Below are 21,956 nucleotides of genomic sequence, written 5' to 3' on the forward strand. Positions count from 1 at the left end.
AGGGCACCCTGCGGCTCGTCACGACCGCCGGGGATCCGCCCTGTCCCACGGGCGAAGGAGAAGCGTGGCGGTTGCGTCCCCCGCCGGCCGGCGGTGTGGTCCGCTCCGAGCCCTCACCCTCACGGTGATCGCGGTGCTGGTGGTGACGGTGGCCGCGATGCCCGGACAGGCGGCGCCCAAACCCACCGTCGCCCAGCTCAGGAAGGAACTCGCGGCCCTCCAGAAGGAGTCGGACACGCTGATCGCCGACTACTACAACGGCCGCATCGCCCACGAGAAGGCGGAGAAGACGGAGAAGGCGGCCAAGGCGAAGCTGGCCGCCGCGCAACAGGTCTTCGACCACGAGTCCACCCAGCTGCGAAGCATGGCCGTCGCCCTCTACACCGGCGGCGCCTCCAACGAGGCGGTGATGATCTCGCGCACCGAGGACCCGGGCCACGTCCTCGGCAGGCTGGCGCTCAGCCGTCACCTCGTGGACCTCCAGAACGCCAGGCTGAGCGGGTTCGCCCAGGTCAGAGACGGCCACGAGCAGGCCAGGAACGAGGCCGCGGCCAGCGCCGAAGAGCTCGGCAGGCAGGTGAAGGACCTCGACCGGCGCAAGGCCAAGGCCGAGAAGCTGATCGAGAAGATCCGGGACAAGATCGACCAGTTGCACCAGGCGCCCGGAGTGCGGCGCTCGGACGGCACCTGGGTCCCGCAGCTGCCCGAGGGCGCCGACCACGTCACACCCCGGATGCGCCTGGTCAAGATGCTCATCCAGGAACGGTTCGCGGTGCCGTACGGGATCGGGTGCTACCGGGCGATCCAGGACGGCGGCGAGCACCCGCTGGGGCGGGCGTGCGACTTCATGCTGAGCCGCGGCGGCGCGATGCCGACGGCGGCCGAGGTGCGGCGCGGCGACCAGATCGCCGCCTGGGCGATCAAGAACGCCAAGCGGCTCGGCATCATGTACATCATCTACCGGCAGCGGATCTGGCACGCCCGGACCGGCGTCTGGCGCACGATGTCCGACCGGGGCGGCGCCACCGCCAACCACTACGACCACCCGCACATCTCGGTCTACTGACATTCGAGGCGACTGCCCCGGGTTGCGCGGGTGGTGCTCTACTGCGGGAGTGTCCAGAAGGCGCGACTCAGGTGTGGTCGGCCCCGTGCTCTGAGGAGGACGACGCATCTGGAGGCGGTCCGAGCAGCGGGTCGGGGTCCCGCGGCGGCACCGACAGGCCCAAGACTTGCATGACGTGCCGCAGTGCGCTGTCACTGCCGATCACCATGTCGAACACGTTGCTCCGCTCATGTGCGGTTACCATCGCGTCAAGCTTGTTGAGGAAGCGGGCGGCGGTGTTCTCACGGTCTTCGAGCATTGTGGCAAGCACCTCGGCCACCGTCTGGGGGTTTTCCGCGAGCTGAACGGCGTAGCGCGCGTACCAACTGGTGGACGCCTCTGTGAGAAAGGCCTCCCAGGCCAGACGCAGTTCGTGGGTCTGCTCGGCGCGCAGTCGTGCCGCGGCTGAGCCGGAGTTGATCTCATAAAGCTCTTTGACTCGTTTCTGCTGGAGGTGGCGTACCTCCGCCACGGAGCTCATCTCCGCCTTCCCGCTCCAGGTCAGCAGTACCTGGTGATGTGGCAGGTCGGTGAACAACCGGTCCAGTGCCGTGTTGACCGCCGCTTCGGCCTCGCCTGGCCGAAACGGCGAGAAGGCGCGAGCCTCTGCCCGGACGCAACCGCGCACCTGGTTGGTGACGTAATGCCACTCCACGGCCCGAGGGCTGACGGCCTGCCTTTTACCGGCTGAAGTCCACGACAGCCGCACGGTGACATCGAAGTCGTAGGAGTCTCCACGAGCAGGTGTGGTGAAGCAGAGCAGTGCCTTGTCATCTGCGCCGCGTGGGTCGGAGGCCCGCATGCAGTAGTTGACGAGCCAATACCTGTGCCTTTGCGTCCGCGCGGTTGAGTTCTTCGCGGGCTTCGCTCAGCAGTCGCCCTCCTTGGACGCGGGCGGCGTGTGTTTGTGAGGCGGCACGGCGAATCTCGCCGCCTAGCAAGCGTCGCAGCATCAGACCTCCGCATGTCGGCTTGTGGACGATCAAGCTTTACCCGCTTGCCGGTCTCCTGCCCAGGGCCGGGCGAGTTTGCGACCTGATCAGATTGATGCCGCAACGGCCGTCGGTGAGAAGCCTGGGAACATGGAGAAACGGGCTCCAGGAAGCTTCCTGGAGCCCTGGGGGATCGTGGTCAGTTGCTGAGGTTGTCTTCCACGGGGAGGGCGATGCCGAAGTGCTCGAACAGCGTCTCGAACATGCGTGTGTGCTTGTTCAGGGTCCGAGAGTGATCGTTCAGGACCCGAGAGTGGTCGTTCAGGACCCGGGTGTGGTCGTCCAGGATCTGCGAATGGTGCTGAAGTGACTTCGAGTGGAGGTCTTGGGTTTTCAGAATTTGATCTTGAGTTTCCAGAATCTTGCATAGATCGGACGTTATGACGTTGATGTCTTCTCGCTGGTTGTCCGCGCGGCGCTCGAGGCGCGCCACGCGAATCTCCAGCTGTGTGACGGAGGAGGCCATACGGATGATCCTAGACCGTAGGCGGTCGATTACGTAACGTGTTCAGGGCTGAGTGGACTGGGCGGCGGGGAGTTCACTGATGCGGCGGGCGGTTGTGGCGGTGGTGCCGCGATGCGACGCCACGAGGAGGAGCGCGGGACGAACGGCTAGCGGACCCGGCCCCTCGGCCGCAGCCGGGTGCCCGGCATCACGGGCGCGGGGAGCGGTTCGCCGTCGAACCCGGTCACCGAGCCGAACCCGTCGCCCTCCATCCACTCCTTGCGGAAGCCGGCGATCTCGTCGTGGGTGCGCCCGACGAAGTTCCACCACATCACGATCTCCTCGCCGAACGGCTCGCCGCCGATCAGCAGGATCCGGCCGTCGCCGCGCACGCGCAGGCTCGCCCGGCCGGGCGGCAGGTAGCGCAGCGGGCCGGCCTCCAGCGGCTCCACCACGCCGTCGAGCAGCAGGACGCCGTGCTCGAAGGCGGGGTCGAGAGGCAGCTCGGCGTCACCGGCGACGGTGATCTCGGCGCCCGCGAGCGGGCTGTAGGCGGTCGCCGGTGATGTCACTCCGCCGAACGACCCCATGATCACACTGGCGTCGAAGCCGGGACCGGTGAGCGCGGGCAGTGCCGGATGGTGCTCGAACGCGGGCACGACGTGCCGGTGCTCGGCGGGCAGCGCCACCCACAGCTGCACCCCGTGGAGCACCGCCGCGCTGGACTCCTCCGAGTGGGAGATGCCGCGCCCGGCCGTCATCAGGTTGAGCTGCCCCGGCCGGATCGGCTGGAGGCTGCCCAGGCTGTCACGGTGCAGCACCTCGCCCGCCACCAGCCAGCTCACGGTCTGCAGCCCGGTGTGCGGGTGCGGCGGCACCCGCATCGCGGCGACCTCGGGGCCGTAGGCGTCGACGAAACACCATGCGCCGATCATGCGCCGCCGCACGCCGGGCAGCGTGCGGCTCACCCGCATCGCGCGCGGCCCGCCCAGCGGCACGTCGCGCCCGGCCAGCGACTTGCTCGCGGTCGCCGCGTCCGCGTGGCACCGGATCTCGCGGGGGTCCTGTTCCAGGTTGCTCACCCCCTGACTGTACGGCGGCGCGGCGGGCGGAGGCGTCCCCCGCGTCCCCCCGCGTCCCCCCTGCGACCCCCGCGTCGTCCACCCGCGCCATCCAACGAGTCGTCGACCGCCGGAAGGTCAGCCCAGGGTCTCCCACCAGCCGTCGACCGCCGGCGTGGCGTCGGTGTCCACGGCCTCGCCGGGCCGGGGCACCACGATCGGGACGTCGCGGGCCTTGGCCTCGCGCCACAGCCGGTCCACCGGCTCCGCCCACGGGTGCAGCGCGAGCGTGAACGTCGCCCAGTGCACCGGCAGCAGCAGCCGGCCACCGAGGTCGAGATGGGCGTTGACCGCCTCCTCGGGGTCCATGTGGATGTCCGGCCAGGCGGGGCTGTAGGCCCCGATGGGCATCAGGGTCAGGTCGAACGGCCCGTGCGTGGCGCCGATGCCCCGGTAGCCCTCGAAGTAGCCCGAGTCGCCCGCGTAGAACACCCGCCTGGTCGGCCCGGCGACCACCCACGACCCCCAGAGCGTGTCGTTGCGGGTGAGCGAGCGGCCGGAGAAGTGGCGGGCGGCCGTCGCGACGAGGCGCAGCCCCGCCACCTCGGCCTCCTCCTCCCAGTCGAGCTCGATGATCCGGTAGGCGGGCACGCCCCAGCGCTCCAGGTGCGCGCCGATGCCCAGCGGCACCAGGAACGGCGCCTTCTGCGTGGCGGTCAGCGAGCGCACCGTGGCCCGGTCGAGGTGGTCGTAGTGGTCGTGCGAGATCGCGATGGCGTCGACCCGCGGCAGCTCGGCGAGCGGCACCGGCGGCGGATGGTGCCGCTTGGGGCCGACCAGCTGTGAGGGGGAGGGGCGCCTGCTCCACACCGGGTCGAACAGCACCCGCCGCCCCTCGATCTCCACCAGCGTGGACGCGTGGCCGTACCAGATCGCGCGGACGCCGGTGGGCGAAGGCTCGCCGGTCGGCGGGACGCGCACCGGGATGGGCCCGGCCGGGCGGCGCTGCTCGCGGTTTCTGGCCAGCTCGCGCACCAGGCCGGGGGGTGGCGTGTTCACCACGGTCGGCTCCGCCATCGTGTTGACGAACCTGCCGTCCCTGAACTGCGGCGAGCGCCACATCCTGGCCGTCCGGTCCGGCCCCGACGTCAGCGGCCGCACGCCCAGCTCGGCCGGGACGTCGCGAAGGGCCAGCCCCGCCGCCGTGACGGCCGCCCCTCCCAGGAGGATTCGCCGTGCCGTCCGAAGTCCTGCCATCGCTCACACTCCCCTGAGTATCGGTTCTGTTGTGCTCAACCGGTTGGGCCGTTCCCCATGTTCCCGATTTCTACGATATATCGCGATAGATTTTGATCAGTTGATGTGTCCGTGGTTCAGCGGTCATGTCCCGGACGCCGGTCCTTCGGCCGCGAGGGGTACGGCCACGGGTTGGGGCGGCAGCCGCCGAGCGACTTCGACTGCTGCGCCATCACGGGGGCCGGCCGCCCGGGCCCGGGGCAGCCGGTGTGGCCGTGGCCGAGGCTGTGCCCCACCTCGTGGCTGATCACGTAGTCACGGTAGGCGGCCAGGTCGCCCTCGTACTGCGGGACGCCGGTGGCCCAGCGCCGCGCGTTGATGATCGAACGGGTGCCGTTCCAGCACGACAGGTCGCCGCCGGTGCGCAGCGGCAGGCACTGCCGGTCCGTCATGGCCGGGCTGGACAGCGCCACGCGGACCCGTACCGGGCCGTGGTCGACGCGCTGGAACGGCGCCCAGCCGCGCGGGTCGTTGAGCGTGCGGTGCACCGCGGCCGCGAACGCGTCGCCGTCGAACGGCAGGCCGCCCTCCACCTCGACCAGGTAGCGCACCACCTCGCCCGGCCCGGGCCGCGCCGGAGCTCTCCCGCGCACCACCGAGTAGCGGCCTGAGGCGGTGTACGGCACCTTCACCGGCCTGGCCTCGGCGGCCGGCGACGGCTCGCGGGCCGGGCGGCGCTGAGCCGTCGGCCGGAGCGGCCCCGGCGGGCGGAGCGCCGAGGGCGGCCGGGAGGAGGTCTCGGACGCCGACGGCGGGGGCGCCGAAGGAGACTGCGCGCCGCAACCGGCCGCCAGCAGGATCAGGACCAGCACCACTGACCGACGCAACGCGCCTCCCCACTCGATCACCGTGGGGAGGTGACGATCATACGACGCCCGGGTCACCCGGGGCGGCCAGGCGGGCTCGTGCCCGTCCGGCGGGCCGGTGATGATTCTGTGTGACCGGCCGATCGCGCTCCGGCCGGTTAACGTCGGAGCATGACGGCCGAACTCGCGGGCACACCGGGCGGCGGAAGGCCGCCCTGGAGCCTCGCCGGCCGATCTCCTTCCGCCGGACGCGCCATCACCGAGCAGGTGGCGGCCTTCAACAGCCTGGAGACCTAGATGCTGGTCAATCCCGACTCCGTGTCGACGATGTCGCTCGACTGGGGCTCGATCAAGTGGTTCGTCACCCCGTCGCTCATCCCGGGAGCGGGCAGCACGTTCGGCGAGGTCGTGGTCAACCCCGGCCAGGGCCACGCCCGGCACAACCACCCGGACGCGGAGGAGATCCTGTACGTCGTCTCCGGAGAGGCCGAGCAGACCGTCGGCGACGGCGATCCGTTCCCGATCCGCGAGGGCGACACGGTGCACATCCCGATGGGCGTCGACCACTCGACGTACAACACGACCTGGCGCCCGCTCCGGCTGATCGTCACCTACACGCCGGGAGGCGAGGAGAAGGCGCTCGAAGGAGCCCCCGGCTTCCGGTGTCACGCGCCGGGGGAGACCCCCGAGTGGAGCAGGGGGTAGCGGCTTCCGCTGTCACGCCCGGGCGAGATCACCGAGTGGAGCGGGGGCTAGCGGCCGGCGGTCCAGCCGTACATCGTCATCAGCCGGGCCGCCACGCGGGCGAACCGGTCGCCGTCGAGGACGGCGCCCTCGCGCCGGATGTCGTCCTCGTCGAGCACGAAGACCCGGTCGAGCCGCAGGTGGGACACCTTGCCGTCGCGGCCCCAGGCGCCGACCTCCAGCCAGTCGGCGCCGTCGTCGCCGCGGCTGGACAGCATCATGGCGATCAGCCGGTGGCCCGTGCGGCCGACGACCAGCAGCGGGCGGTCCTTGCCGCGCCCTGGGTCCTCCTCGTAGGGCACCCAGGCCCAGACGATCTCACCGGGGTCGGCGAGGCCGTCGAGGTCGGGGGAGTAGGACAGCCGGGCGGCCCCGTCGAGCGAGTGAATCTCGCGCACCGCGCCCCTGGCGGGCCTGGGATCTTCACCTGAATCGCGCACGCAGGGGATCTTACGCGCCCGCCGCCGGGGACTGGGCGGAGAGTCACCGCAAGAACTAGAATCCGATTCTGTGACGTCAGCGTTCTTCACGCGTAAGCAGGGCGAGTTCGTGCCCGAGCCGCACGCCCGCAGCCCCTGGTCCCCCGACATGCTCCACGGCCGCCTGCTCGGCGGGCTCGCCGCCCGCGCCATCGAGCAGGAGTACGGCGCGCCTGGTCTGAGCTTCGCCAGGCTCACGGTCGACCTGTTCCGCAACAGCCCGCTGCTGCCGGTGACCGTCGAGACGGAGTTGGTCAGGGACGGCCGCAGGATCCGGGTGGCCGACGCCGTGATCCGCACCGACCAGGGGGTGATCGGCCGGGCCGGCGCCGTACTGCTCAGGAAGGGCGCGCAGCCCGAAGGCGAGCGGCTCATCACTCCCATGTGGGACGAGCCTCCGCCCGAGGACCCGCCGTTGGAGGCCGGCGAGTGGACGCCGCCGTTCGACCTGTGGTGGCGGACCGAGTGGGCCCAGCCGGGGCCGCATCGGGTCTGGCTGCGTGAGCGCCACCCGCTGGTGGACGACGAGGAGATCACGCCGTTCACCCGGGTGGCGCTGGCGGCCGACTTTGCCAGCCCGCTCAGCAACGGCGGCGCCGGCGGCCTCCCGTTCATCAACGCCGACTACACGCTCACCCTGGGCCGGCTGCCCGAGGGCGAGTTGATCGGCGTCGAGTCGACCGGCCATCTCAGCGCCGACGGCATCGCCACCGGGCAGTGCACGTTCCACGACGCCGCCGGGCCGATCGGGTTCTGCCTGGTCACCGCCGTCGCCAACGCCATGGCGCCCGGCACACCGGCCTCGACCTCGTGAGGCCGTAGCGCCGTGACGCCGTAGCGTCATCGCGCGTGCGCCGTGGCGCCGTAGCGCGTGCGTCGCGGCGCCGGGTGGCTAGGCGGGGCGTTCGGCGCGGTCGCCCGACCAGTCGGTGTGGAAGGCGCCCTCCCGGTCGACGCGGTGATAGGTGTGCGCGCCGAAGTAGTCGCGCAGTCCCTGCACCAGCGAGGCGGGCAGCCGGTCGCGCCGCAGCCCGTCGTAGTAGGCCAGGGCCGAGGAGAAGCCCGGCGTGGGCACGCCGATCTGGACGGCCGTCGTCACGACGCGCCGCCAGGAGTCCTGGGCGAGGTTGAGCGCCGCCGCGAACGTCGGATCGGCCAGCAGCGTCGGCAGCCCGGGGTCGGCGTCGTAGGCGGTGCGGATCCGGTCGAGGAACTTGGCCCGGATGATGCAGCCGCCTCGCCAGATCGTGGCCATCGCGCCCAGTTGGAGGTCCCAGCCGTACTCCCGGGAGGCGGCGGCCATCTGGTCGAAGCCCTGCGCGTAGGCGACGATCTTGGACGCGTACAGGGCCTGCCTGACGTCCTCGACCAGCTCGCGCCCGCCCACCCCGGACAGCTTCGGCCCCTCCAGCCCAGCGGCGGCCCGGCGCTGCTCCGGGTGGCCCGACAGGGCGCGGGCGAAGACCGCCTCGGCGATGCCCGTCACCGGCACGCCCAGGTCCAGCGCGCTCTGCACGGTCCAGCGGCCGGTGCCCTTCTGCTCGGCCTGGTCGACCACGACGTCCACGAACGGCCTGCCGGTGGCCTCGTCGACCTGGTCGAGCACCTCGGCGGTGATCTCGATCAGGTAGGAGTCGAGCTCGCCCTGGTTCCACTCGCGGAAGATCGTGGCCAGCTCGGCCGGGGTGGCGCCGAGCGCCTGGCGCAGCAGGTCATAGGACTCGGCGATGAGCTGCATGTCGGAGTACTCGATGCCGTTGTGAACCATCTTCACGAAGTGCCCGGCGCCGTCGGGACCGACATGGACGGCGCACGGCACGCCGTCCACCCTGGCCGAGATGTCCTGCAGGATCGGGCCCAGCTCCTCCCACGACTCCTTGGAACCGCCCGGCATGATGCTCGGCCCGTTGAGCGCGCCCTCCTCGCCGCCGGAGATGCCGGTGCCGACGAAGTGGATGCCGAGCTCCCGCAGCGCCGCCTCGCGCCGCCGGGTGTCCGCGAAGTGCGCGTTGCCGCCGTCGACGATCATGTCGCCCGGCTCCATGAGCTCCGCGAGCTGGTCGATCACCGCGTCCGTGCCGGCGCCCGCCTTGACCATGATGATCGCGCGCCGGGGCCGCTTCAGCGACGCCACGAAGCCCGCCATCTCCTCCGACGGCACGAACGTGCCCTCGCCGCCGAACTCCTTCATCAGGTCGTGGGTACGGCTCGCCGACCGGTTGTGCACGGCCACGGCGTAGCCGTGCCTCGCCAGGTTGCGTGCCAGATTGCGCCCCATGGTCGCCAGACCGGTGACGCCGATGTCCGCCAAGTCCATCTCAGCTCCTCTGTCGTGGATACGCACGATCAGGCCCCGGAGGTTCGCCCGGATGTCCGGCGCCTGCCCCGGTCATGTCCCACGCCTGTCTGCGCCTGTTCGCGCCTGTTCGCGCCTGTCCGCGTCTGTCCGCGTCTGGCCCGCGCCGTCAGTCGCTCTGGCGCACGCCCAGCTCGTCGAGCCGGTCCAGCATGTCGGCCGGGTCGGCGTACACGCGGAAGGCGCCGGCCCGCTCGAGCTCGTCCCTGCCGTAACCGCCGGACAGCAGCCCGATCCCCAGCGAGCCCGCCCGGCGGGCCGCGAGCAGGTCCCAGACGCTGTCGCCCACCACCATGGCATGGCGCGGGTCAACGTCGAGCAATGCCGCACCGGCCAGGAACAGATCGGGGTCCGGCTTCGCCCGGCGTACCAGGTCGCGGGTGACCAGCGGGGTGTCCTCCGGCAGGCCCAGCAGGCCCAGGGCGAGCCGGGCCGTCCGGGCGTAGCCGCTGGTCGCGATGGCCCACGGCACGCCGCGCGAGGTCAGCTCGGCCAGCAGCTCCGGGGCGCCGGGCAGCGGCCTGACCGAGCCGGCCTGCTCGGTGTAGGCGTCGGCGTGCGTGTTCTGCAGCTCGTCGATCTGCTCCTGGGTCAGCTTCAGCCCGGTCTCCCGCAGCAGCGCGCTGACGAACAGGCCGCCGCTCATCCCGATGCGCCGGTGGATCCGCCAGACCGACAGATCGATCCCCATCCCGGACAGCGCCTGCCGCCAGGCGATCACGTGCTGGTAGACGCTGTCGATCAGGGTGCCGTCGAGATCGAAGAGAAACGCCGGTGCCGGAGCGTGCGGGAAGTCCATGCCCCCATGACACCACGCCCGGATCCGGATCATCATCGCGGGCGGACGCGGGGCCGCGCTGATCGTCTCCTCATCGGCTGCGGCACACCCGACGGACGCGGTCCGGATCGCCACCGAGGCGGGCTGGCTCTGAGGGGAGTCGCCGACTCTTTGCGGTTCGCCGTCTGGCCGTTGGCTATGTTCTGTGACGTACGCGGCAAGGGGTCCCCTAGTGCCTGAAAGGGGAACACCCGATGTCGGATAGGTCATTTTTCGGTGGGGATCCATTCAGCCGGTTCGAGGAGCTGACGGGGCGGATCTTCGGTGACTCCTGGCCGCCGGCACGGCCGAGCGTGCAACGGGTGGACATCGGCAAGCTGCTGAGCGACTCCGCGCGCCAGGTCCTGACCGGCGCCATGGAGCGCGCGGGTGAGCGCGGCGCGACCGACCTGGACGCCCTCGACCTCCTCCAGGCGCTCACCGAGACCGAGCAGACGCGTGCTCTGCTGCAGGCCGCGGGCGTGGACGTCAGCCGGCTGCACGACCGCGTCCTCGCCGTCACGGGTGAGGGCTCGGGCCCCCTCTCGCCGCCGTCGACGCTCTCCCCGGCCGCCAAGCGGACGATCCTGGACGCCCAGCGGATCTCCCGAGCCCTCGGCTCCTCCTACATCGGCCCCGAGCACCTGCTGCTCGCCCTGGCCGCCAACCCCGGCTCCACCTCGGCCGAACTCCTGCAGGAGCAGAACGTCACGCTGGACACCCTGCAGAAGGCGATGGCCCGCGGCGAGGAGCGCCGGGGCGCCGGCGGGGGAGACACGCCCTCGCTCGACGAGTACGGCCGCGACCTGACCGAGGAGGCCAGGCAGGGCCGGCTCGACCCGGTCGTCGGCCGCGAGGACGAGATCGAGCAGGCCATCGAGGTGCTGTCGCGGCGTACCAAAAACAATCCCGTGCTCATCGGCGAGCCGGGCGTGGGCAAGACCGCGATCGTCGAGGGCATCGCGCAGCGCATCGTCAACGGCAGCGTTCCCGACACGTTGAAGGACCGCCGCGTCATCGGGCTCGACCTGACCGGCATGGTGGCCGGGACGAAGTACCGGGGCGAGTTCGAGGAGCGCATCAAGAAGGTCATCGACGAGGTGCGCGCCCACGCGGACGAGACGATCGTGTTCATCGACGAGGCGCACACGCTGATCGGCGCCGGGTCGGCCGAGGGCGGCATGGACGCCGCGAACATCCTCAAGCCCGCCCTGGCCCGCGGCGAGCTGCACGCCATCGCCGCCACCACGATCGACGAGTACCGCAAGAACATCGAGAAGGACGCCGCGCTCGAACGCCGCCTCCAGCCGATCCTCGTCCCCGAGCCCAGCGTCGAGGAGACGGTCGAGATCCTGCGCGGCCTGCGCGACGCCTACGAGGCCCACCACCAGGTGCGGCTCTCCGACGAGGCGCTGCGCGCCGCCGCCGTCCTGTCCGACCGCTACATCGCCGACCGCTTCCTGCCCGACAAGGCCATCGACCTGATGGACCAGTCCGCGGCCCGCGTACGGCTGCGCTCCCGCACCCCCGCGAACGACGTGCGCGACCTGGAGGAGCGACTCGACGCGCTGCGCCGCGACAGGGACCAGGCGGTCGCCGCCGAGGACTTCGACCGGGCCAAGGAGCTCACCGTTCAGGTGGACAAGCTCCGCCCCGAACTGCGGCGCGCCCAGCAGATCCGCGACGAGGTGCCGGTGGTGACGGTGGAGGACGTCGCCGAGGTCGTCTCGCGGCGCACCGGCATCCCGGTCACGCAGCTGACCGAGGAGGAGCGCGAGCGCCTGACGCGCCTGGAGGAGCACCTGCACCGGCGGGTCATCGGCCAGGACGAGGCGGTCGTGGCGATCGCCGAGGCGGTGCGCCGCAGCCGCGCGGGCCTGTCGGACCCGCGCCGCCCCATCGGCAGCTTCCTGTTCCTCGGCCCGACCGGGGTGGGCAAGACCGAGCTGGCCCGCTCCCTGGCCGCGGCCCTGTTCGGCGGCGAGGACCACATGGTCCGCCTCGACATGAGCGAGTTCCAGGAGCGGCACACCGTCTCGCGGCTGGTCGGCGCCCCTCCCGGCTACGTCGGGTACGAGGAGGCCGGCCAGCTCACCGAGGCGGTCCGCCGCCGCCCGCACTGCGTGGTGCTGCTCGACGAGATCGAGAAGGCCCACCCCGACGTGATGAACATCCTGCTGCAGATGCTCGACGACGGCCGCCTGACCGACGGCCAGGGCCGGACGGTCGACTTCACGCACGCGATCATCATCATGACCAGCAACATCGGCGCCCAGATGATCCTGGAGGCGGAGACGCCGATGGAGGACCAGCTCATGGAGCTGCTGCGGCACTCGCTCCGGCCCGAGCTGCTCAACCGCATCGACGAGACGATCATCTTCAAGCGGCTGGAGCGCGAGCAGCTGCGGCAGATCGTCGAGCTCATGCTGGAGCGCACCCGGCAGCGGCTGCGCGGCCAGGACGTGGCGCTGGAGGTCACCGACGCGGCCAAGGACTGGCTCGCCGGACGCGGCTACCAGCCGGAGTTCGGCGCCCGGCCGCTGCGCCGCACGGTGCAGCGGGAGCTGGACAACCGGCTGTCCACGATGCTGCTGACCGGCGAGGTCAGGGAGGGCGGCCGGGTGACGGTGGACGTCGAGAACGACCAGCTCACCCTGCGCGCGCACAACCCGGAACCGGTCGGCGCCTGACGCGGCGCGACGGTCAGCCGGGCAGGGCCAGCTCCGCCCGGACGGCGGCGATCAGCCGCTCGTGGTCCCAGTCCAGGCCGACGCCCAGCTCGCGCAGCACCACGCTGAAGTCGCGGAACTCGCGGCAGTCGAGGGTCCTGAACTCGGCCACGGCCGAGGCCAGGCTGGACCTCTCCAGGCCGCGGTAGAGCGCCGCACGGGCGGCCGGATCGTCACCACGCTCGTCCGACAACCGCAGGTAGTCGTCGTCCCACTCCTCATGGAGCGCCCGGGCGGCCGCGCCGCCGCCGCTGTCGTCGAGCGCGGCGAGCAGCCGGGCCAGGTCGTCCGGGCTCAGTGCGGAGGACCCGGCGATGAGACCGCGCAGCACGCCGGCCGTGCGCGACGCGACCCCGTCGGCGCCGTACGCGGCGACGATCTGGTGGTAGAGGGGCTCGAACGCCGGGAAACCCGCCGCTGCCACGTGTGCTCCTTCCGATGGGATCCGCGGCCGACTCTACTCGGCCGCGGCCTCACCTCCTGTGGTCACTTCCGGTAGATCGTCAACTTGAGGATCATGGAGCGCAGGTCCATCAGAGTCCCGGCCGCGCCGGTCGCCGCCATGGTGGCGTGATGCTCGGCGGCCTCCTGCCTGGAGCCGAGGTAGATGTGCGCGGACCAGTCGTGCGGGTCGCGCAGGCGGGTCCGGGTCATGGCGGGGGTCTCGTCCGAGATCTCCCGCGCGCAGCCCTGGCAGATGGGCCGGCTCGCGCCGACCGACGTCATCTTCCAGCCCTCGGCGGAGCCGATGTAGCCTTCCTGCGAGGTCGCGAACTCGATGAGTTTGATCTCCGCGTGCCCCTCCGTCCCGCCGACCTGGATGAAGTCGTCCCGCGTCTCCAGGTACTCGGCCAGACTGGAGCGGAAGTACGGATCTCCGCTGGCGCGGCTCTCGCTGGACGCCACGGCGATCACCTCCTCGCCCTCATGCGTCTCGAACATGCCGACCGCCAGGGTCACGCTGCTCCTCGTCCTCGGCGTCATGAACTGCGCCAGCGCCTTGGCGAGCAGGTCGGTGTAGGTGTACTTGTCGACGGTGCCGGCCGCGTAGGCCTCGTCCAGCTCCGCGATGTCGGCGACCGCGGCGGCCTCGGCGGCGGCCTGCTGCTCGGCGGGCGTCGGGCCGGGATCGCGAGGCTCGACCCTCCAGGTCCCGTCGTCCCCCGTGCCGCAGCTCAGCCCGCCCCGCACGCAGTCGTCGGGGATGTGGCCGTCGAGCTCGACGTTCGAGATCGGGTTGCCGCCGCCGAAGGCGTACAGGTTGCCGGTGAACGGGTCGGCGGTCAGGTTCAGGTCGGCGAGGGCGCCGGTGTACATGTCGCGGGTCAGGAAGCGGTTCAGGCCGGGGCTGTAGTCGCGGAAGCCCATGTCGTAGTCACCGGAGGCCTGGTCCCAGCGCTTGGCGTTGAACCGATAGGGGCTGTCGGGCTCCTTGGCCGGGTCGGCGGTGTCCGGCTTGTCGGCGCCGGTGAACCGGGCGTCGTCGTTCTGTCCGTAGGCGGTGTAGCCGTAGGTGGACCGGGTGTCGCCGCTCTGCCCGGTGAGCTGCTCGACGTCGGTGTGCGCGTTGTAGCCGTAGTAGCCGGGCTCCTCGGTGCCATCGGCGCCGGTGCTGATCTGGGAGAGGCGCTCTCCCCACGGGGAGTACTGGTAGGAGCGGGTGACCCGGCCCGCGACCTCCTCGTCGAGGACCTCGCCCGACAGGCCGAGGTAGTCGAAGGAGGTCGTCTTCTCCTGAGCGGTGCCGGCGCGGGTGGTCTTGGCCGCGGTGCGGTCGAGGGGGTCGTAGGCGTACCTGGTGGTCGTCGTGCCGCCGGTCTCGAACTCGCGGTGCTCGGCGAGGCGGTCAAACCCGTCGTACGTCCTGCGCTCGATGATCGCGCCCGCGCTGGTGACGGTGTCGAGCCTGCCGAACGGGTCGTAGTTGTAGTGGGCCGTGACCGACCCCGAGGCCGCGCTGAGCAGGCGGTTGCGGTCGTAGGCGAAGGTGCTGGTGGCACCCTTCACGGTCTGGGAGACGACGTTGTCGTTGGCGTCGTGGACATAGCTCTCGGCGCCGGCGCCGGCGCCCGTCCTGGTGAGTGTGGCGATCCGGTCGCGGGGGTCGTAGGTGTAGGCGGAGGTCGTCGCCAGGTAGGCCGCGTGGTCGTCGGCGTTCATGGTCCTCGCGACGTCGCTGACGCGGTTGCCGTTCGGGTCGTAGGCGAGGGTGTGCTCGGACACCACGGTGCCGTCGGGCTTCCTCTCCACCTGCGTGCGCGGTAACCCGTCCAGGTAGTAGGTGTGGTCGACGGTGTTGCCGTTGCCCTTCACCTCACGTAGCCGTTCGCCCCTGTCGGTGTAGGTGAACGTGGTGATCTTCGGGGCGGGGTCGGTGGCGGTCCTACCGCTGGTCACCTTCGACACCAGGTCTCGCGTGTCGTAGTCGTATCTGGCGTGCCGCCCGTCGTGGGCGGTGGTCTCCGGGGCGCCGTTGGGGTTGTAGGTGAAGGACGTGGTGCTCCTGACCGTGCCGTCCTTGTGCTCCTTGACCTCGCCGACCTGGTTCAGCTCGGTGTAGCCGACGGTGAAGGAGTCGACGCGCCGTCCCGGGCTGGTGTCGGTGATCGAGGTCAGGTTGCCGTTCGGGTCGTAGGCGTAGCCGAAGTCCTTGCGTTCGTTGTCGGTGTCGCCGCTGTGGTTCCGTACGAGCTTGACCGCGTCGGCGACCACGACGCCCGCGGCGCTCTGGGTGAGCGACACCTTGGCGGTGTTGCCCTCGGTAAAGGCGTAGCTGCCGAGGCTGACCCAGGCCCCTGGGTTCCTGGTCTGGTCGACCGGCTTGTCGGTGACGCCGGCCGGACGGGTCACCTTGAAGGGGGCGCCGGTGGAGGCGCCGGTGACCGCGGGATACCGGACGAAGACCTCGTAATCGCCGGCCTGCGGCACGTTCAGGGTCCACTCGAAGGCGTCGGTGCCCGAGCCCGCCGCGTGCGTCCGGTAACCGTGCCCCTGGAAGCCGCCGCCCGTGGTCGCCGTCGTCCAGGCGCCGGTGGACCTGACGTTGCCGAGGTCGGAGTCGTCCACCAGCACGACCTGGCTGCCGACCGGCACACCGAGGTCGGAACGGGACTTGAGCTTGCCGTCGGGGTAGTGGTCCCAGACCATCCAGCGGCTGGAGGACCCACCGGCCGAGCCGAGGATGCGGACCGTCTGCTCGCCGAGGGCGTTGTAGTCGTAGTAGGCGGCGATGTCCCACGGGTCGGTGGAGGTCTTGACCCAGCCGTTGTCCCAGTAGGTGTACCTGGTGTCGTTGCGGACCGTCTGCCCGTTGGACGGCGGAGCGGACACGGTGGCCAGCCGGCCGGCCGCGTCGTAGGAGTAGATCGTCCGGTCCGGGGTCTTGTGGCGGGCATCGGCCGGGTCGTACGGGGTGAGCCGTTCCTTGACCCGGTTGAGCTCGTCGTAGACGGTCTGGTGGACGAAATCGTCGGCCGCGGCGGTGGCGGCGCCGCGCGGGGTGACGACCTTGGTGCGGTTGCCGACCTGGTCGTAGGCGTAGCGGATGGTCCGGTAGGTGACGGTGCCGCCCTCGTTCCGGTGCGGGATCCGCACCTCGGCGGGCTTGCCGCGGGCGTCCAGGACGATCTGCGTCTTGTTGCCCGTCTCGTCGGTGGACCCGACGACCAGGCCGTCGCGGTCGTAGTCGGTCACCTTGCCCTTGACCGTCGCGCCGATCGCGGCCCGCACCCGGTGGTTCAGGTCGTACCAGTACCAGGCGGTGTAGTCCTCGGTGTCGGGGGTGGCGTTCTTGCGCGGGTCGAAGACCTTGGACAGGTTGCCGACGTTGTCGTAGGTGTAGCTGAGCTTGTGACCCTTGGCGTTGGTGACCGAGGTGAGCTGGTAGAGCTCGTCGTAGGCGTACGTGGTGGTGTGGTCGCCGGCCGTGGCGGTCAGATTGCCCTTGGGCTCGGTCTGGGTCAGCAGGTTGCCGTTCCTGTCGTAGGTGAACGACGCCCTGCGCTCGGGGTGGGAGGCGTTGTCCTTCGGGGCGAGGACGTGGGAGACCTGGTCGGCCTTGTCATAGACGGCGTCGGTCACGGCGCCGTTGGGCGCGGTGGAGCGGGTGACGTTGTCGTTGGCGTCGTAGACGGGCGCCGGGGTGGTGACGAACACGCCCGCGGCCTGGTCCTTGGGCGTCTTGTGGTCGAGCGGCCGGCCGAAGACGTCGTAGGTCTGGGTGGTCTTCGCGCCGAGCGGGTCGACGACCTCGGTGACCTGGCCGCGCGGGTCGTAGGCGTACGTGGTGGACTTGCCGAGCGGGTCGGTGATCTTCTGCGGATAGCCGGTGGGGTCGAAGTCGCCGGGGGCGGTGCCGGTGGTGTTGCCGCCTGCGTCCGTGACGGTGAGCAACTGCCCCCAGGTGTCGTAGGTGTACGCCGTGGTGTAGTCGCCGGCGGTGGACGTGGCCGTGCCCGCGGGGTCGGTGACCGTGGCGAGGTCCCCGGCAGGGGTGTAGGTGAACGACCAGGCACGGCCCTCCGGTGACCTCTTGCCGGTCAGGTCGGCCGTGTAGCCGTTCAGCCCGGTCTGGTAGGTGAGGACAGTGCCGGGCCAGCCGTTCTTGTTGGCCTCGGCGTTCCTGACCTCGGTCGGGTAGCCGGTCTTGGGGTCGTAGGCCCAGGTGGTGACGGCGGCGTTGGCCTCCTCCAGCCTGACCACGTTGTTGCCGGTGTCCCAGCCCAGCTTGGTGACCTGGTTCTTGGCGTCGGTGATCCGCACCGGCCGGCCGAGGCCGTCCAGCAGGTAGGTGGAGGCACGGGTGTGGGCGTCGGTGACCACGGTCTGGATCTGCCGGCCGGCGCTGCCGTCGGGGTCGGTGTAGGCGAAGGCGGTGGTACCGCCGAGCCGGTCGGTGATGGACTTGGCCCGCCACTTGAACGCGGGCGGGTCCTCGGGCCGGGAGTGGTAGCCGACGGTGGTGGCGTTGCCGCGCGGGTCGATGATCCTGACGAGTTTGACGTTCTTGTTGCCCTGGGTCATGTCGTAGGCGAACTTGAACACCTTCGGCTGGGCGGTGCCGTCGCCGTCGATCAGCTCGCCGAGCAGGCCCTTGTCGGTGTAGGCGAAGGTGAGCGCGCGGCCTGAGACGTCGGTGATCCGCTTGACGTGGTCGATGATGTGCGGGTTGGTCAGCGAGGTGCCCGGCTTACGGGTCCAGGTGGTGTCGTCGATGTAGTCGTACGCCTCGCCCTTGGCGTGATAGTCGAGGGTGAGGGTCCGTCGGCCGGCCGGGTCGGTCAGGTAGCGCAGGAACTTGGTCGGCTTGTTGTTCGACTTGCGCACCTCGTAGGTGAAGTCCAGCCGGTTGCCGTTGTTGTCGGCGATCGAGGTGGGATGGCCCTGGCAGTCGTAGAAGAACTGCGTGCGGTCGGGCCGGGTCATGACCCAGGCGCGCGGCTCCTCCTGCTTGTTGGCGCAGACGACGAGCCGTTGCAGGCGCAGGTTCACTCCGGCGGGGGCGGTCCACTGACCGGCGCCGTCGGAGATCCAGCGGTGGGAGGTGCCGTCGCCGTCGGTCAGGGTGACGGTGGTCGGGCTGGGGTTGGGGTGGAAGTCCAGTGGCGTGGCGAGCCGTACGAGGGAGCCGGCCTGCAGCGACCAGCCGAAGCCGGTGGTGGAGTCGGAGGTATCGGCGGAGTTGTAGGCCAGGCGGACGAAGGTGGCCACGCCGCGCGAGGGGTTGGTGAAGGCGTTGTAGGACCACACCGCGTTGCCGGCGTACAGGTTGGTGACCAGGCTGCCGCCGGCTCCGGTGGCCTTGCCGGAGTAGGCGTAGAACTTCTCCAGCCCGATCTGGTCGGACGTGGGCTCCTGCACCGCCAGCGACTGGGGGAGCGCGGCGACCGGGTTGGCCGGCGCGGCCGAGAGCCAGGTGCCGGTGGCCTTGTCGTACAGGTTCCAGGCCAGCACGTGGTCGGCGCGCCGGTTGCCCTCGGCCGACGCGGGAGGCGCCTTGACCTGGGCGGCCACGGTGACGGTGTCGCCGGAGGGCAGGTCCCTGGGCAGCGGGGTCTGCAGCTGCTGGGTGCTCACCGGGGTGCCGTCGGGGCGCGTCCACTGGTAGGACAGCACCCAGTCGGCCCGGCTGAGCGTGGCCGGGGTGGTGTTGGTGACGGTGGCCGGGATCGTCACGGTCGTGTCGGCCGTGAGCGCCGGCGGGGTGTCGGGCACATGGTAGGTGCTCTCCGGGGTGGCCTGCAGGTAGGTCAACACCAGTTGCGGGGTCAGCTCCGGCTCTTCGGCTTCGCCGGACAGGAAGATCGCGCGGGAGAGCGGGGTGGCCTCGTTGGCCAGTTTGAGCAACATGCCTCGGTTGGAGGCGGGATCGGCCACCCACTGCGCCACCAGCGAGGTCGCCTTGAGGTTGCGGCGGCGCGGGTCGTTGGTGAAGCCGGTGGCGCTGCCGGCCACGGCGGTGTGGTCGCCGCCCGGGGTGGTCCAGGCGGTGCCCTGGGCCGCCCTGTTCCAGGTGGCGGTGTTCTCGGTGAAGTCGCGGCTCAGGCCGCGCAGCTCCCAGGTTGCGTCGGCGGATCCGGTCACGCCGGCGGTCCACAGCTTCACCTCGGCGTCGAGCACCCGTGCCGAGGACGGTATGCCCAGGTCGGGGAACTTGAGCAGGGCCCGGGTGGTGCCGTGGGTGGCGGAGTTGTTGCCCACCGACAGCCACGGCTGCCCGGTGAGCCGGTCGAGGTTGGTGTCCGGCAGTGCCGAGGACAGCGTGGTGTCGCCCACCCCCGACTGGTAGATCTTCGTCACCCGGCCCGCCTTGGGCAGCCGGACGAGCTGCGTCGGCCCCGGAGTCACCTGCCCGTCACGGGTCCTGACCGCGACCCTGTAGTAGTAGGCGTTGCCGAACGGGTCGGGATCGTCGGCCGCCGTGGGCGCCGCCGACGTGTCGGTGTAGCCGGTCGCCTGCGGCGCGAGCGGCGCCACCAGCGTGGCGGCCGACGGGGTGAAGGTCTGGCGCGCGCTGCGGTGCACCTGGTACTCCACGATGTCGTCGTCGGGGCAGAACGCGCACGGGTCCGCGTAGGCCGGCCACGACAGCTCCGCCCCGGTGGCGTGGATCGTCCGCGGCGGCTTCACCTCGACACCCGGACGGCCGTAGGTCAGCACCAGCCTCGGGTAGGTCGCGGTCTCGCCGTTGTAGGCGTAGACACTGCCCTCGTAGCGCGGGCCGCCCGCGCCGGGCGTGTTCTCGTCGCGCGCTTTGAGCACGAACCCGTGGTTGGGGTACGAGCCGTCCAGCCAGCCCTGCACGATGTCGCGCACGCTGAAGGAGTGCCAGGCGCTGCTCTCGTCCCCGGCCGGGCGGACCGCCGTGGCCTCCTTGACCAGCCGCACGGCGTCGGCCACGACCGCCTTGCCGGCGTCGGTGACGTCGCCCAGCCGCACCGTCCCGGTGGTGCCGGCGACGAACGGGTGGCTGCCCAGTGTCCGCCACACGCCGGCGGCGCCGGTGCCCGACTGGTTCACGGGGTAGGAGGCCGAGCCGCCCGCGTACGACACCGTGTACGGCGCGTTGGCCGCTCGGTCGGGCCCCGTCACGTAGTGCGCGTCCACCCGGTAGGTGCCCGGCTCGGTCACCATCGGATACCACGTGTAGGCGTCGCCGGTGGTGGCGTTCCTGCTGACCAGGAAGTCGCCGTTGACCGCGTGCTGGGTGTCGGCCGCCGAGGCGGCCCACGAGCCCGTCGCCGCCGTCTGCCAGGGGTCGCCGTCGTCCACCTGCGCCGTGTTGGTGCCCAGCTCTCCGGCCAGGGCCGAGGCGTTGTTCCAGGTCGCGCTCGTCTCGTCCCACGCCGCCGTGGCCCGCCGGGCCTCGATGGTCACCGCGGCCGTGTCGTCGGTGTGCTGCTGGTCGTACCAGAGCTGCAACTGCGCCGAGTCGATTCTGGTGCCGGAGGGCACCTCGGTCAGCGGGAACTTCAGCAGCGACCGCGCCACCCCGCTGTCGGTCGTGCCCACGGACAGCCGCCACGAGGCGTCGTGGTTGGAGTCCGGCGAGTCCGAGGTGATCATCGTGTCCTGCGACTGCGTCGGCGGCGGCGCGATCTTGACCGTCGGGTCGATGACCACCGGATAGCGGCGGCCCGGCGCCGACAGCCACCCGCGGTCGGCGGTGACGGTCACGTGCAGCCGCTCCCCGTCCCACGAGATCGACTGCGACACCGCGTCGCTCCACGCCTTGCCGTACGGGGAGGAGGCGTCGTCGGCGGAGTCCACCATGAACGGCTTGGGCATCACCAGCACGGGCGGCCCGTCGAAGTCGCCGCGATGGAACACGATCGAACCGTCCGGGCGCTGCCAGGCGCGCAGGCCCTCCGCCCGGACCGTGAACCGGTAGACCGCCTCGCCCGCCGGCGGCCGGCTCAGCACGATCTTCTCCTTGAGCGCGTCCCGGCCCACCTCGTAGACCAGATCGGTGCCCTCACCCAGAGCTCCGGCGTACGTCACCACGCTGTCGCGCACCCGCGGCGGGCCGGGCTCCGCGGCGGCGGCACCGAACGTCAGCGCGCCGCCGGCGGCCTCGAAACGCACCAGGGATCCGGCCTCGGCCCCGAAGAAACTCCGGAATTTGTTGCTCTCGTTGCCGAACGCGAATCCGCGGCGCTTCGTCGGCGTCACCTTGGTGTCGATCGCCCGCCAGTCGCCGGCGTCGTCGCGGTAGTGCAGAGGGGCCGCCGACACCTCGTGCTGCACCCGCCCGTCCTCAAGGGCGAAGACTCGCCGGTGGGCGGTTCGCTGACCGGTCAGCTCCTTGACCCGCTTCGCCGGCCCGGCTCGCCGGCCCGGCGGCGGGTCGGCCGGTGACGCCACGGCTCCGGCCACGCTCTCGGCGGCCCGCGGAGACTGCGCGGCTGCCGCGGGCGAGGAGGGAGCGGTCAGGCCGGCCAGCACCAGCGAGACCGTGGTCAACAGGGGGAACAGGGCCGTGGCGGACGACCGGCGGGACATGGCGCCTCCCTGCGGGGCGGACGGGGAGACTCAGTGTCGCCAGGCGCCGTCATAAATCCGCCATAACCGCAAAGGAGGAATGCGGTCTGAATATCTGTCAAATCAAAACAAGCAATGACAATATCT

At 71.0% G+C, this 21,956-nt stretch carries 15 protein-coding genes; 5 read left to right on the top strand and 10 right to left on the bottom strand.

Translation table 11 applies throughout. The features are described from left to right. Positions 1 to 64 precede the first annotated feature (64 nt). On the top strand, positions 65 to 1,066 hold the full coding sequence (locus tag AC5L3X_RS19810) for a coiled-coil domain-containing protein (RefSeq protein ID WP_494858650.1): 1,002 nt from the start codon (positions 65 to 67) through the stop codon (positions 1,064 to 1,066). Positions 1,067 to 1,133: 67 nt separating this feature from the next. Here AC5L3X_RS19810 and AC5L3X_RS19815 read toward each other — a convergent pair whose 3' ends face one another. The 5 genes from AC5L3X_RS19815 to AC5L3X_RS19835 all read right to left on the bottom strand — a co-directional run bounded on the left by AC5L3X_RS19815 (position 1,134) and on the right by AC5L3X_RS19835 (position 5,726). Further along, complete coding sequence (locus AC5L3X_RS19815) at positions 1,134 to 1,907, bottom strand: hypothetical protein (RefSeq protein WP_494858651.1); 774 nt, start codon at positions 1,905 to 1,907, stop codon at positions 1,134 to 1,136. A gap of 329 nt (positions 1,908 to 2,236) precedes the next feature. Further along, on the bottom strand, positions 2,237 to 2,563 hold the full coding sequence (locus AC5L3X_RS19820) for a hypothetical protein (RefSeq protein WP_494858652.1): 327 nt from the start codon (positions 2,561 to 2,563) through the stop codon (positions 2,237 to 2,239). Positions 2,564 to 2,709: 146 nt separating this feature from the next. Then, positions 2,710 to 3,624 carry a pirin family protein gene (locus AC5L3X_RS19825; protein WP_494858653.1) on the bottom strand — a complete coding sequence of 305 codons (915 nt, stop codon included), beginning with the start codon at positions 3,622 to 3,624 and terminating at the stop codon, positions 2,710 to 2,712. A gap of 117 nt (positions 3,625 to 3,741) precedes the next feature. Continuing rightward, on the bottom strand, positions 3,742 to 4,860 hold the full coding sequence (locus AC5L3X_RS19830) for an MBL fold metallo-hydrolase (protein WP_494858654.1): 1,119 nt from the start codon (positions 4,858 to 4,860) through the stop codon (positions 3,742 to 3,744). Positions 4,861 to 4,976: 116 nt separating this feature from the next. Continuing rightward, the gene (locus AC5L3X_RS19835; protein ID WP_494858656.1) at positions 4,977 to 5,726 is read right to left on the bottom strand and encodes a DUF3152 domain-containing protein; all 750 of its coding nucleotides are present in this window, start codon (positions 5,724 to 5,726) and stop codon (positions 4,977 to 4,979) included. Positions 5,727 to 5,876: 150 nt separating this feature from the next. On the opposite strand from AC5L3X_RS19835, the gene AC5L3X_RS19840 reads away from it, so the two are divergent. After that, entirely contained in the window at positions 5,877 to 6,002 is a 126-nt protein-coding gene (locus tag AC5L3X_RS19840) for a hypothetical protein (protein ID WP_494858657.1), read from the top strand. Then, positions 6,003 to 6,410 (top strand): cupin domain-containing protein, encoded by a 408-nt coding sequence (locus AC5L3X_RS19845; RefSeq protein WP_494858659.1) that lies wholly within the window; start codon positions 6,003 to 6,005, stop codon positions 6,408 to 6,410. It begins immediately after the preceding gene. Positions 6,411 to 6,457: 47 nt separating this feature from the next. Here AC5L3X_RS19845 and AC5L3X_RS19850 read toward each other — a convergent pair whose 3' ends face one another. After that, positions 6,458 to 6,889, bottom strand: a complete 432-nt coding sequence (locus AC5L3X_RS19850; protein ID WP_494858661.1) for a type II toxin-antitoxin system PemK/MazF family toxin — start codon at positions 6,887 to 6,889, stop codon at positions 6,458 to 6,460. A 70-nt stretch (positions 6,890 to 6,959) separates the two neighbouring features. Between AC5L3X_RS19850 and AC5L3X_RS19855 the strand changes: the two genes are divergently transcribed. Beyond that, entirely contained in the window at positions 6,960 to 7,742 is a 783-nt protein-coding gene (locus AC5L3X_RS19855; RefSeq protein WP_494858663.1) for an acyl-CoA thioesterase domain-containing protein, read from the top strand. A 78-nt stretch (positions 7,743 to 7,820) separates the two neighbouring features. On the opposite strand, the gene gnd is transcribed toward AC5L3X_RS19855, so the two are convergent. Together gnd and AC5L3X_RS19865 are read right to left on the bottom strand one after the other, a co-directional pair. After that, complete coding sequence (gene gnd / locus AC5L3X_RS19860; RefSeq protein ID WP_494858665.1) at positions 7,821 to 9,245, bottom strand: NADP-dependent phosphogluconate dehydrogenase; 1,425 nt, start codon at positions 9,243 to 9,245, stop codon at positions 7,821 to 7,823. Between the two features lie 148 nt (positions 9,246 to 9,393). Beyond that, positions 9,394 to 10,083, bottom strand: coding sequence for an HAD family hydrolase (locus AC5L3X_RS19865; RefSeq protein ID WP_189122951.1), 690 nt, complete (start codon positions 10,081 to 10,083; stop codon positions 9,394 to 9,396). Between the two features lie 233 nt (positions 10,084 to 10,316). Between AC5L3X_RS19865 and AC5L3X_RS19870 the strand changes: the two genes are divergently transcribed. Beyond that, positions 10,317 to 12,791 carry an ATP-dependent Clp protease ATP-binding subunit gene (locus tag AC5L3X_RS19870; RefSeq protein ID WP_494858667.1) on the top strand — a complete coding sequence of 825 codons (2,475 nt, stop codon included), beginning with the start codon at positions 10,317 to 10,319 and terminating at the stop codon, positions 12,789 to 12,791. A gap of 13 nt (positions 12,792 to 12,804) precedes the next feature. Here AC5L3X_RS19870 and AC5L3X_RS19875 read toward each other — a convergent pair whose 3' ends face one another. Both AC5L3X_RS19875 and AC5L3X_RS19880 read right to left on the bottom strand, forming a co-directional pair. Next, the gene (locus AC5L3X_RS19875; RefSeq protein WP_494858669.1) at positions 12,805 to 13,254 is read right to left on the bottom strand and encodes a hypothetical protein; all 450 of its coding nucleotides are present in this window, start codon (positions 13,252 to 13,254) and stop codon (positions 12,805 to 12,807) included. 62 nt (positions 13,255 to 13,316) lie between these two features. Continuing rightward, positions 13,317 to 21,830 carry a golvesin C-terminal-like domain-containing protein gene (locus tag AC5L3X_RS19880; protein ID WP_494858671.1) on the bottom strand — a complete coding sequence of 2,838 codons (8,514 nt, stop codon included), beginning with the start codon at positions 21,828 to 21,830 and terminating at the stop codon, positions 13,317 to 13,319. Positions 21,831 to 21,956: the final 126 nt, after the last annotated feature.

Source organism: Nonomuraea sp. CX421 (genome assembly GCF_059358955.1).

What these genes read in the sequence shown, in the direction of transcription:
- AC5L3X_RS19815 (WP_494858651.1), bottom strand. Translation starts at nt 1,907, where the DNA reads ATGCGGGCCTCCGACCCACGCGGCGCAGATGACAAGGCACTGCTCTGC.
- AC5L3X_RS19880 (WP_494858671.1), bottom strand. Translation starts at nt 21,830, where the DNA reads ATGTCCCGCCGGTCGTCCGCCACGGCCCTGTTCCCCCTGTTGACCACG.
- AC5L3X_RS19845 (WP_494858659.1), top strand. Translation starts at nt 6,003, where the DNA reads ATGCTGGTCAATCCCGACTCCGTGTCGACGATGTCGCTCGACTGGGGC.
- gnd (WP_494858665.1), bottom strand. Translation starts at nt 9,245, where the DNA reads ATGGACTTGGCGGACATCGGCGTCACCGGTCTGGCGACCATGGGGCGC.
- AC5L3X_RS19865 (WP_189122951.1), bottom strand. Translation starts at nt 10,083, where the DNA reads ATGGACTTCCCGCACGCTCCGGCACCGGCGTTTCTCTTCGATCTCGAC.
- AC5L3X_RS19830 (WP_494858654.1), bottom strand. Translation starts at nt 4,860, where the DNA reads ATGGCAGGACTTCGGACGGCACGGCGAATCCTCCTGGGAGGGGCGGCC.
- AC5L3X_RS19870 (WP_494858667.1), top strand. Translation starts at nt 10,317, where the DNA reads ATGTCGGATAGGTCATTTTTCGGTGGGGATCCATTCAGCCGGTTCGAG.
- AC5L3X_RS19840 (WP_494858657.1), top strand. Translation starts at nt 5,877, where the DNA reads ATGACGGCCGAACTCGCGGGCACACCGGGCGGCGGAAGGCCGCCCTGG.
- AC5L3X_RS19820 (WP_494858652.1), bottom strand. Translation starts at nt 2,563, where the DNA reads ATGGCCTCCTCCGTCACACAGCTGGAGATTCGCGTGGCGCGCCTCGAG.